10 protein-coding genes are annotated in these 12,090 nt (G+C 48.1%); 3 read left to right on the top strand and 7 right to left on the bottom strand.

Annotated features, from left to right (window positions below):
- The first annotated feature begins 14 nt into the window (after positions 1 to 14).
- Positions 15 to 812, top strand: coding sequence for a substrate-binding periplasmic protein (locus tag ACO0KY_RS15425; RefSeq protein ID WP_423047508.1), 798 nt, complete (start codon positions 15 to 17; stop codon positions 810 to 812).
- Positions 813 to 1,168: 356 nt separating this feature from the next.
- On the top strand, positions 1,169 to 3,547 hold the full coding sequence (locus ACO0KY_RS15420) for a DEAD/DEAH box helicase (RefSeq protein ID WP_186911924.1): 2,379 nt from the start codon (positions 1,169 to 1,171) through the stop codon (positions 3,545 to 3,547).
- Positions 3,548 to 3,620: 73 nt separating this feature from the next.
- Here the strand turns inward: ACO0KY_RS15420 and ACO0KY_RS15415 are convergent, their stop codons facing one another.
- On the bottom strand, positions 3,621 to 5,780 hold the full coding sequence (locus ACO0KY_RS15415) for a hypothetical protein (RefSeq protein ID WP_423047506.1): 2,160 nt from the start codon (positions 5,778 to 5,780) through the stop codon (positions 3,621 to 3,623).
- A gap of 263 nt (positions 5,781 to 6,043) precedes the next feature.
- Positions 6,044 to 6,973 (bottom strand): peptidylprolyl isomerase, encoded by a 930-nt coding sequence (locus tag ACO0KY_RS15410; protein WP_423047504.1) that lies wholly within the window; start codon positions 6,971 to 6,973, stop codon positions 6,044 to 6,046.
- A 360-nt stretch (positions 6,974 to 7,333) separates the two neighbouring features.
- On the opposite strand from ACO0KY_RS15410, the gene ACO0KY_RS15405 reads away from it, so the two are divergent.
- Positions 7,334 to 7,837, top strand: a complete 504-nt coding sequence (locus tag ACO0KY_RS15405; RefSeq protein WP_423047503.1) for a hypothetical protein — start codon at positions 7,334 to 7,336, stop codon at positions 7,835 to 7,837.
- Here the strand turns inward: ACO0KY_RS15405 and ACO0KY_RS15400 are convergent.
- From ACO0KY_RS15400 to ACO0KY_RS15380, 5 genes are all read right to left on the bottom strand, one after another.
- Positions 7,823 to 8,128, bottom strand: coding sequence for a hypothetical protein (locus ACO0KY_RS15400; protein ID WP_423047501.1), 306 nt, complete (start codon positions 8,126 to 8,128; stop codon positions 7,823 to 7,825). The two genes, ACO0KY_RS15405 and ACO0KY_RS15400, sit on opposite strands and share 15 nt — an antisense overlap.
- Before the next feature lie 9 nt (positions 8,129 to 8,137).
- On the bottom strand, positions 8,138 to 9,763 hold the full coding sequence (locus ACO0KY_RS15395; RefSeq protein ID WP_423047499.1) for a DUF6396 domain-containing protein: 1,626 nt from the start codon (positions 9,761 to 9,763) through the stop codon (positions 8,138 to 8,140).
- 75 nt (positions 9,764 to 9,838) lie between these two features.
- Complete coding sequence (locus ACO0KY_RS15390) at positions 9,839 to 10,078, bottom strand: hypothetical protein (RefSeq protein ID WP_423047497.1); 240 nt, start codon at positions 10,076 to 10,078, stop codon at positions 9,839 to 9,841.
- Between the two features lie 70 nt (positions 10,079 to 10,148).
- On the bottom strand, positions 10,149 to 11,132 hold the full coding sequence (locus ACO0KY_RS15385; RefSeq protein WP_423047495.1) for a hypothetical protein: 984 nt from the start codon (positions 11,130 to 11,132) through the stop codon (positions 10,149 to 10,151).
- A 128-nt stretch (positions 11,133 to 11,260) separates the two neighbouring features.
- Positions 11,261 to 12,090, bottom strand: an 830-nt coding sequence (locus ACO0KY_RS15380) for a DUF2515 family protein (protein ID WP_423047493.1), incomplete at its 5' end; no start/stop codon positions are given.

Raw genomic sequence — 12,090 nt, 5'->3', positions numbered from 1 at the left:
AAGGATAAGACAGCGTGAAACATCGAACGCATTTGGTTTTTGTTAAGCTAAGAAGCACAGTTCTGATGCTGCTGAGCTGCTGGCTGTTTTCAGCAAACGTTCAGGCACAACAGGCACAACAGGAAATCAAGTTTGCCGTATTCGATACACTCGGCTATCCGCTGAATATATTTGATCAAAGTAGCCACCTGACTGGTGGCGTACTCAAAGATTTCGGTGATGCAATTGCGAAAGAAATCGGTGCAAGCACGATGTATGTGGTCTACTCCCGTCGTCGTGTAGAGCAAGCCCTATTTACTGGTCAGGCTGATATGGTGTGCTATTTCAGTCCGCAATGGACAGACAATCGCGATCAGCTATTTTGGTCTTTACCAAATTTGCCGCAGATTGAACGTGTTGTGGTGTTACGCGACAAACCTGTTTTAAATCAATTTCCGCAGCAATTGTTCGATAAAAAAATAGCCACGCGTCTAGGTTATTTTTATCCACAAATCGATAAAGAAGTCGTGGCAGGAAAAATTAAACGCATCGACTTAACTGATGTTTCAAGTATGTTTCGTTTGCTGACCAAGGGTGGCGCAGACGGTTTAATCAGTTCTGAGGCAGAGATTGAAGGCTATTTCAAAAATTTCCCAGACCAACGCGATCAGTTTGTTTTGTCTAAGACCCCGTTCTCAGTACTCTCGACCCAATGTGGTTTATCGCAAAAATCAGTCTGGAAAATCGAGCAAATCAATCGGGCAATTGCTCATATTCAAGCGAATGGTGAACAAGACGCAATGTTGCGTCGATATGGGTTGATGGCGAAGTAAGAGAGTGAGCTTGCAACCCGCCAAATGGTAGCGCCGAGAGATTAGCACGGGTTACGGCCACCCTAAGAAAAGCGGTATTTTGTTCAATTTTTCTCTGTGTCTCGGTGTCTCTGCGTTGAAAGGTTTTGATTTTTTTAAAATTTTTTAAATAAGCTAAACGATTTCTTTTTCACAAAAGAGCAAAAAAAGATAGCTCTAAAACTAACTTTTAGCTGGAAAAGTAGGCTTTTCAGGAAGAATTGCCTGTTTTTTGTGCAAACTAAGCCGTAGTTTCTCCCTGACTGTATGACAACAGAGTAAACTACGCCCCAAATCTTGTCGCATCCTGCGATACGAGCGAACGAGCGAGCATCGCCATGTCAGAATCCACACCTATTATTACTTTTTCCGATCTGCAACTGAGTGCGCCTTTATTGCGCGCCTTGCAAGACGTCGGCTACGAAACACCCTCCCCTATTCAAGCGGCAACGATTCCTATTTTGCTGGATAACCGCGACGTCCTGGGCCAAGCGCAAACCGGTACCGGCAAAACGGCATCGTTTGCCTTGCCGATTTTGTCACGCTTAGATATCCGTCAAACTACACCGCAAGCTTTGGTGCTGGCACCAACCCGTGAATTAGCGATCCAAGTCGCTGAGGCGTTCCAGACTTACGCCCGCCATATTCCTGGTTTTCACGTCTTACCGATCTATGGTGGACAAAGCTATGGTCCACAGTTATCGGCATTGCGTCGCGGCGTGCATGTGGTCGTTGGTACACCAGGCCGGGTGATTGATCATTTGGACAAAGGCTCTCTCGATCTGTCCAAAATCAAAACTTTAGTTCTGGATGAAGCCGACGAAATGTTGCGCATGGGCTTTATTGACGACGTTGAACGTATTTTGCAAGAAACACCAGAAGGTCGTCAGACTGCCTTGTTCTCTGCAACCATGCCATCAGCGATTAAGCGTATTGCGCAAACGTATCTGAATAAGCCTGCCGAGGTGACAATTGCTGCTAAAACTGGCACCGCTGACAATATCCGTCAGCGTTACTGGTTAGTGTCTGGAATGCATAAACTGGATGCGTTAACCCGTATCCTGGAAGCAGAAACATTCGACGGCATGATTATCTTTGCACGTACCAAACTGGGTACTGAAGAGTTGGCCGCCAAACTGGATGCAAGAGGCTTCTCCGTTGCAGCAATCAATGGCGATATCAATCAGCAACAACGTGAACGCACGATTCAGCAATTAAAAGACGGTAAAATCGATATTCTGGTCGCCACTGACGTTGCTGCGCGTGGTCTGGACGTAGAGCGTATCAGCCACGTGATTAACTACGACGTACCGTATGATCCAGAAAGCTATACTCACCGTATCGGCCGTACTGGCCGCGCTGGCCGCAGCGGCGAGGCGATTTTGTTTATCACTCCACGTGAAAAAAATCTCTTGAAAGCGATTGAACGCGCGACTCGCCAACCCGTGTCTCCACTGGAATTGCCGACGATACAAACGGTCAACAATGTGCGTATCGCCCGCTTTAAAGATCAGATTTCCACCGCATTAGCAGAAGGTGGTCTGGACGAATACACATCGCTGATCGAAGATTACGAGCGTGAACACAATATTCCGGCTATCGAAATTGCTGCTGCGTTAGCCAAAATGGCGCGCGGCGACGAACCTTTGTTGCTTGATAAAAATCGCAAAGAAGTGAAGTCCGATGATAGCTGGCGTGATGAGCGCCCTGCACGTAATGATCGCGGTGACAGAGGTGATCGCGGTGACCGCCCTGGCCGTGACCGTGGTGATCGTTTTGAACGCGAAGACCGCAGTGTCCGTCGCGAGCATAGCCCACGTACTGCGGAACCAGGTATGCAAACTTACCGCATCGCAGTCGGCCACGAACATGGTGTTAAACCGGGTAATATCGTTGGCGCGATTGCCAATGAGGCGAATATCGAATCCAAATTTATCGGCCGCATTGACATTTACGACGATTACACGATTCTCGATTTGCCAGATGATTTGCCAGCAGACATGCTCGATCATTTGAAATCCGTTCGTGTTGCTGGTCAGTCTTTGCGCATCAGTGCTGAAAAAGCAGGCGGCAGTACCTCCGCGCCAGCCCGTTCGCCGCGTAGCGAACCACGTGCTGAACGTACAGAGCGCACTGAACGCGCACCACGTATCGCTGACGCTGCACCTGGTAGCCGTATGAATCAGGTGGTAGAACGTGCGTTTAGCGCACCAGATGAAGACGACCGTCCCGCCAAGCCTAAAAAAGAAAAAGCGTCCAAAGGCAAGGTCAGCGTTCCTATGCAAACTTACCGCATTGAAGTCGGCAAAGCCGATACCGTAACGCCAGCCAATATCGTTGGTGCCATCGCCAATGAGGCAGGCATGGAAGCAAAATACATTGGTCGTATCGATATTTTTGATAATCACAGCACGTTGGATTTACCGGTTGGTATGCCACCTGAATTGCTGGCGCAACTCAAAGGTGTATGGGTTGCTGGTAAGCAGATTAAAATCAGCCCAGTCGGCGAGCCAACCAGTGGTGGCGTGGCGCATGATTTCCCGGCAGGACAGAAAAAATCTGGTGGCGATCGTCGCGTATTAGAAAAGGCAGCAGGCAAGCCAGGTGCGCGTTCTGACAGCCGTTCCGATAGCAAGCCAGCAGGTAAGTTCTCGAATGGTCGTCCGTCAAAGTTTGATAAAGACAGCGGCACGACGCGTCGTAAGCCATCGAAGTAAATTAAAGCAATGAAAAAAAACCGCCATCGTAGGTTTGATGGCGGTTTTTTTATGCAAAATTTCAAAATGTTTTTTACAAGTTTAAATTGCCAACCGGATATGGCAAAGTCTGGTCCGGCTTCATTCCGGCGATGCGCAAAAGTGTTGCACTGATGGTTTTTTCATCGTAATCAAACGTCGTATGACCTGCCCGTAATGCCTCATGACCGCTATGCACGTAGCGTTGCTGCTGGATATGTAAAGTGCTCGCTTGCTTGGGTGTTAAACCTTGCCCTTTAGCTGCAAATCCTCTAGGCAATTGTTTACCCCAATACGTGTCGTTCCATTTTCTGAGCGCTGGAATTGCCGCCGGATTCCATTGTGCATTGTCCTTGATTTTTCCGGAAAAAAAATCAGCGTCCAAAGACGTTGCCATGCCTAACATTGGCGTTTTATGTCGAGCTTCAAAGCTACGTGCCAACAGATACAGCAAAGATTTGCTGTAAATCTCCGCTACATTGTCAGTTTTTTCCAGTTCGTCGGATAATACGTGCAAATGAAATTGGTTGCGTGCAATCAGACCCGATTCCAGTACAGGTAAAAATTTTGCATTGGCAAAATCTAAGCTGCAAGCCGGAGCGAACAAGCTGCACGTTTTGATCTTCAATTTTTTCAGATACGGCAACAAGTTGCCAATCAGTTGTGCGCCTGCAGAATGAGCTACCAGATGAACTTCCATATGGTCTTGGCCAATTTCGTTCGCCAATTTTTGCAAATAACGCGCCAGTACATGCAGGCCGCGTGGTGGGCTGTCATTGAGCACAGATAGTTCGGCATTTTGTTTTAACAGCGTCCACTCGGCTTTGCCACCATTGGTCGCGGCGTAGCTTTCTATGCTCATGTCTTGCGCGGTGCTTTTACCAGCTGTAGAAAATTCACTCGATAGCAATTGATCCAGGCTATCACCCAGACCGCTATTCCATGTCAGAAAAATTGGATAACTGCCATTCGCCAGAAAATACGGTGCCAGCGAGGCAATATGTGCCAAGGTAGTGTCTTCATCCGCCAGACCACTGAGCGCAAACAGCGTGAGTTTGAAAGCACGTTTTGATTTATGTTGGGTGTAAGCGGCGAGCGGCGCATGATAGACAATGTGCTCGGCGCTGGCAGCGGCATTTTTGAATGCCACCAACCGTTGAATTAGTGCGCCATTATTATCCATGACCAGACTCAAACCATAGGCCTGGTCCAGACTCAGAGACGGTAGACTGTGCGCAGCGTGGACTGGTTTTTTATGTTGAGGAGGCGCGCTTCGCTTACTCGCCATGGGTGGTGCTAATCCCGCGAGCATCGACGGGCCGGATTGAAATGGCGTGTAAGAATCGGTACTGGCGTAGGCGCTGACACCGCTGCTTGGCACACCAAGGGAGACCGCCCACGCATCAGTGCAATTATTTTGCCAGTCCTCATAAGTGAGTATTGCCAGACCCTGACATCCCCATCCCGTTCCCCACGAGTTTTGCACGACAAAACCTTGCGAGGTATAGCCGATCAATGCAAACGCATGGCCACCAATCCCTTGGTCTTGTACAGGAATCAACGGCAATTGATCGAGGCTGGTCAGTGGCTGCGGCTTTTTAGGTGGGCGATGGGAAGGCAAATACCAGCCGGTATGCACGCTGGCAGACACATACACAGCACCCGTCTCGGAAAGTGCTGCCTGCATGTCGCTGATACTGTCTTTGTTGATGCGGTAATACACGCCCAATGGCCGTGTTTGGGCGTCTTGTTCCCAACCTGTTTTTGGTGCCTCCCAACTGACGGCAGTGTTATCAGCATGCACGGTAAATGGCCACAGATCGCGGCTGCATACGCCATGTTTATTCCAACCTTTAAGCGCACCACGGCAGCTGGAACCAACATAGTCGTCACCTTGCCATTCATCGTAAAATTTGGCGAGGTGGTAAACCATGCGCGGGCTGACTTGCTGATGATCGGGGTTCTCGCACCAATGCAGATAATTAATCACTGCGGACAGACCAAACCCGGTGCAGGCACCAGCTGACCCTTGATTCAAGATCATGCCCGCATCGACATATGCCTGCCAATGCGCGGCGATCCAATCTGGAGAAGGACAAGTTGGGGGAAGGTGGCGTACCGCCGGTGTGAATTGACGGTCACGTATATCCAGACGATCTGGACGCACGTCCAGCGTGATCTCACTGCCAGTCCAGACGAAATTATTATTTGGCATGCATAATCCTGTTTTGGTAAGAATAATGACGCAACATTTGCGGCGTCATTATTGCATTTTCTACACAAAGCAGGAGCCCAAATACAAATCCAGCTCAAGACGATGTAGGGTGCCATATGTCGTTTACGACTTCAAGAATCTGCAAGTGATCACTTGTTGATAATACCGCCCGCTATCGATCTCTTCGTTGTTAAAAAATAAAACGCCAAACAAAAATGGCCCACCACCGCGAGGTGATGAGCCATTTTTGAAGGATAAGGCGATTACTTAGATGCAGAAGCTTCAGTTGCAGTTGATGCTGGTGCAGCAGGTGCCGCGCTTACTGCCGCAGCAGAAGCGGCAGCTGGTGCAGCAACGATATCAATCTTTGCTTTTGCTTTCATGTCGTCCAGCATTTTTTTCAGATTTTGCTGTTGCAATTGCTGAGTCATACCGGCTTTTACTTCTTCTAAGGACGGTACTGCCAATGGACGTGAGTCTTCCAACATGATCACGTGGTAGCCGAACTGAGATTTAACAGGTTCAGTCGTGAATTTACCTTTTTCGAGTTTCGCTACAGCGTTACCGAACTCAGGCACCATATTGTGCGGATTAAACCAGCCCAGATCGCCGCCTTTGTCTTTAGAACCAGGATCTTTGGATTTGGATTTTGCCAAACCATCGAACGCTTTTGGATCTTTAGTTATTTTAGCGATGATGTCTTTCGCTTCAGCTTCAGTCGCTACCAGGATGTGGCGTGCTTTGTATTCATTGCCACCTTGGGAAGCTTTGAACTTGTCGTACTCAGCTTTCAGCGCTTCATCAGTCACTGTTGCTGTCTTCATGTAATCTTTAACAAAAGAATTTGCCAGGATGGACATGTGTGCCATTTCCAGCTGTTCTTTCACTTCAGGTGCTTTATCCAGGCCTTTTTTCTCGGCTTCCTGAGCAACGATGATTTGCATTGCCAGATTATCGATCACCATTTTGCGTGTTTCCGGATTGTCAGGCATGCCTTGAGCAGCTTGTTGCTGCATGATCTGATCCAGTTGTTTTTTCGCGATAGGGGTACCGTTGACGGTCGCTGCAACTGCTTCTTTGCTATCAGTTGCCGCAGCTGTTGTGGCAGATGCCGCTTTATCTTTATCATTACAAGCGCTCAGCGCGAACAACGCAATAGCACTACCCAAAACCACGCGGGATTTGATCGACATGAATATTTCCTTAAAGTTGAACTGCTGTGCAGCGAATAAATATCATCGCATATCTGATGACAATGTTACGTAGAGATATGCTTCCAAATTAAATGACGCTGAATTCTACCTGTGATTGGGGGCTTCTTGCTAGATATTCACTTTTCGTTACGTTCTTACAGCAATTCTGCTGAAAATGTCACGAATTAGTCATATTTACCTCCAGGTAGAGGTTTTTAGCGAACTATCTTCTTTGGCCGTTTTTTTAAGAATAAGTTCCGCTTTTATTTCAGCGCCAGTAAAGCAGAAGCGATCTTATTCGAACTCGCAGCCGACTCAGCATACAATGGCATTTCAGCATCTTTAGAGTGAGAAATTGTCATGACCGAACCTATCAACGCCCCCATCCCGCCAAGTTTAGCGGAAATGTTGCCTGTCGGAATGATCAATGGCGGTGGTACAGCCGCCGCCGCGATGGCCGTGGTCGCCCAACGTAGACGTGGTGTACCAGGCTGGGAGGCATTTCATTACGAGCGGCTATCCGCGACCGAATTTGAAATTACCGGCGGTATGGCAGTCAACATAGGCGGCGTAAAAAAATTTCAAGGCGCACACGATACAGTGAATGTGAGCGAGGCAGAAGTACTGGAAGAAATGCGTGCCGCACAACAACATGTCATCCCGTCGGTAATGACATTGCTCGAGCAAGATTTATTGGCAAACGATATCGGCAGTAGTCGCGCTGCCCATGCACCCAAATTTTTAAAAGTCGTATTTGCCTTGCCAGAGGATGAACCCGGACGACAAAGAATCTTGCAGGCGTTTCAATTACAAGCAAATTTTTTTGGGGCGAAAGTACAGGCATGTTCGCTACACGACAAATGAGGACTTAGTGGTGAGAGTACAACGGAAGTCGAGTAATTGGCGCGTGATTTGGTAACGCTGATTAGGTTGCAAATCACGTCCCGTGACACGCATGCCTTCCTGAAACCAGGCTTCAGCCTCCGGGTCAACCGATGGAACGTGATCAACTTCGTACATGCAGCTAAATTCTTTGCGATGAGGATCAAAGGCTTTTAATTCCATATTGCGAGGGAGAGTCGGTTTCATTGAGCAGGCAGTTAAGCTCAGGATGGTCAAAAGCAAGCAGCAGAACAATGCGGTCATCCAACGCATGGTGTCTCCTTAGCCCTGCCACGATTCTGGCACTGTGATCGACATTCTGCCGTCTGCGTGTGGCGTATTGGCGGTGCCTTCTCCCAACCAATGCCAGCGCACGTCTGCGGCATTCACTTCTGCCAGACGTGGGCTTGGAAATGCGTCGCCTTCTTGTACATAGCCCTGCTGCAACAAACCGTTAAGTGCTTGCCATAATGCTGCGTGTGGATGATCGTTAGCGATGGTCGCTTGCCATATGCCGGTGTTCGGGCAGGGTTGGTTGCCGTGGCAGATCACGTGTTGTGTTGGGTTTGGGATGCAAAGTGCCAGCTTGCGCGTAACGAATGGGCTTATCGGCGGGTGAAGCAAGGGAATGGCTTGACCATAAAATTCCCAGCGGCTTTGAGTACGCTGGGCGACGCTTAGCTCGCTCCAGTGCATGGCCATGAACAAATGCAAAGAATCGTCATTCCAGTCAATGGGTGAACCAAACACTTCGCCTGCGCGGTAGTAGCGCGGTGCCAGCTCTTTCTTCAGATCAGCCAATGCCCGCATCTCAAAATCATGCGCGGCCAGACTTGGGTCGTCAGGCAAGGCCAGCAGCCAATAACCAGAATACATGGCGTTGCGAGGATGATGATCGAGTACTTCGATGGGCTGCGCTGGCAAGGTAAAACCGGGTCGAATATGGAAGCGCGGTTCATGGCGACTAGTACTCGGATGGGGCGGTAGTTTTTTAGGTGGCAAAACCACGCCTTTGGCGGCGTTGATGAGATCTTCTTTCTTACCGTTCCAGACCGGTAGTTTGGCGGGAGGTAAGGGTAAGACCTTATCGAGATTAGGAAATTTCAGGTCGGGGTTGTGGTAGAGCGCATCGCCTAAGACGTGATAGCGATCGGAACGCGCGGTATCAATGAAATTATGTGTTAGCGGTTCAATAGCATCAAAGCTCGAGGACAAATAATTGGCGCATTTTTCGCATCCCATTTTGACGCCTTCGTGGAAGACTGTAAATGCACGTGGGTAATCCTTGTAACCGATTTTTAATGAAACCCCAAGTTCTATCGCCGCGTTACCATACGCTTGTGCAAAGGCACATTCAAGCATTTTTAAGCCTATTTGAGGATTTTCCCAGAAGCCTTTCTCGGGATCATCGTAAGAGGCATCTAGCGCCTTGCCTAAAAACGTCTGCGCACTCGGGCTCCCCTTGTACGCTGCCAATTCCCAAAATGCATAAGCACGACTGGCATCTGCTTTGACACCCGCACCGCTTTGATGAAAGTTACCCATCATGTCAAATGCGCTTGGAATGCCAAGCTGCATACCTTTTTCTATCAACAGCACCGCCCGTTCTTGGTCATATTCTACTTGGTATGGGGCGATGCCATCACCGCGTATCAGTAATCCCGCTAAGTTTAAAATCGCTTTCCAATGCTGTTTATCGGCTGCTTTCTGCCAGAGTTCCACGGCGAGTGGGTAGTTGCGTTGATTGGGTTGCAAATCGCGTCCTGTCACACGCATACCTTCCTGAAACCAGGCTTCCGCCTCCGGATCAACTGGCGGAACGTGGTCAACTTCGTACATACAGGTAAATTCTTTGCGATGAGGATCAAAGGCTTTTAATTCCATATTGCGAGGGAGAGTCGGTTTCATCGAGCAGGCAGTCAAAGTAAAAGTGGCAAGTAAAATACAAATGAGGAGGTGGTTTAAACGGTGCATACATTTTCCTTATCCATGACGGAAGGTAACTTCGCGTGTTTCGCGGAAGGGGATCAAGAATCCAGTCATAAATTCTTTCTTTGAGATGGCTTTTTCATTATCAATCATCAACTGCTTCCAATCATGAAACGCAATAGCCATCGCCTTTTGACTTCCATCACCACCATTACATCCGCCGAATCCCCCCGAATGCTGCTCCCATACCCGCTGACGTAATTGCGCCGCTTCACGGGCATCATCCGTCACCATGTAGATTCGCTATCCCCTGCTTTACGGTGATGAACTTCTTCAATATAACTGTAAAATACCTTGTCCATACTTACGGTAAAGGCTTACGCCATGTCCACGTAATGAGCTTATTATCTTCGTCAAATCCCGGCAGGCCTTGACCAAAACCGGTGACCGTTTGCCCTTGTGTAAACTGTCGCCAACGACCGTGATAGGTCGCTAATGTTTCTGCCATGCTGTCGGTTCTGCTGGCTTCCCAGATGCCATCTTTGGGGCAGACGTCACCAACTTTCACCTTCAGTTCTGGTTTGATGAGGGATTTGATTGGCGGGTCTTGGTAGTCGGTGTCGATCTGGTAGCCTTTGGCGCGTGCTGCAGCTTCTTCTTTAGTACGAGATTCATGGGCTTTTTTCATGCGATCGGGCCACAATACTTTCCAGTTATCTCTATCCTCATATAAAAAATGACTGCGTACCTCGTCTTCTTCGTTGTGTAATTCCATGGTCATAAAATACGCACCGGGTTGAAGTGGATTTAAGCGATCGTCATCTCTATACATGACTATTCGCATATAGACCCCATCGGCTTCTAAATTCCAACCTGCGCCATCTTCTAACGCTATCCACTCCTCAAATGTCGGTATATAACGTACATCTATGTTGATACTATGTAGCGAGCTACGCCCCATAATTCGTGCAGCGTCTCGGTAATAGAATTGCCGCCAGCCCTTTTCTTGCAGCATTTTTAGGAGAGCAATGAATTTTTGACGTGCTTCATCATGGGGTATGAGTTCTGGCGCAGTAAGTCCAAAACTCAGATCAAAACTAAATATGCCCCACTTGTGATTATCTGGCTCAAAAGTCGATCCCATTGCACCAAGTGCATTACTGATGGTGAAAGTATGCATGCCGTGCTCGAAGGTGATCTGACCAGGACCTGGGTTGTAGATAGTCCAATCGATATCATAAAAATTCATTCCTGCTGGTTGCTTATTTACCCGAACCGCTTTTTTTCCGATTCGCTGAACAAAATCGTCGCCAGATTCACCTAAACGAATGGATATTTTTTGTACCATGCTTGCCCTCTCCTTCTTTGATTCATTGGTAAGGTGTTCATATTGCTTTGTGCAGCCGTAAATCGTCGCCACCAGCAATAAACCGAGAAATATTTTTTTAAGTATGTATTGCATAAAAATAAGTGGGATTAGAGCGGCATTGTGGGAGTCACTACGTGGTCATCTGCCTGATCAACCCATGACGCCATCGTCTTCAATTGACTTTCCATATGCGGCGATTGCCTTTGCATTAGCTTATGAAATAATTGAGCAGCCTGTTCAATCCACTTCATTCGGCTTTTGAAATTCTCTAGCACAGTATCGTCAGGCGCCACCGATTCCAATTCTGGATCATCGGTATCACACGACGACGCAAACACCAGCTTGAGCGCAGGTGATGCCCAATTCACCCATGTTGAACGTTGTGTCTGTATCCACCATTTAAAATCTTCATCGTCGTAGATCAGCGGCTGCAAAATCTTACCTTGCTCGTGCTTGGCAATGCTCATCAGATGTTTCAATTGAGTTGCAGGTCGAGTTGGAGCACTTGTGCCCATTTGTTCGATTTCCCGCACCTTATTAAAACCCTCTTCAAGCAATTCATTCCACTTAAAATTATTCATTTTTTGTAGCACCTCCTTTGCCCATGGCATGGCTTTGATGGAGTCCAAAATAGGCGGCACAAAATTATCTCCGCTACGTGTGGCCTTGCACATGTCGAAACTTTTAGAAGAAAGGCTATACGCCCAATGCCATGGGGCGATCTCATAAAACAACCACATATTTCCTTTACCTAATCCTTGTAAAACGGTGCCGATTGTTTTGACTCGTGGGTCTTCAATCGAACAAGCGACTGTCTTACTGGCGAATGCTGCTAATGCTGCCCAGTAGTAGCGTCCTTTTTTAGCCGGATTACCATGTTCTTCGGTCTCTAAATAAAACCTCGCGTAGGTGGCACTGATGCGTCGGGCACGAACGT

The organism is Undibacterium sp. Dicai25W (assembly GCF_049340505.1).
GTDB lineage: Bacteria > Pseudomonadota > Gammaproteobacteria > Burkholderiales > Burkholderiaceae_D > Undibacterium > Undibacterium jejuense.
The sequence above is the reverse complement of the archived record's forward strand: the minus strand, read 5'-3'. Positions and strand labels throughout refer to the sequence as shown.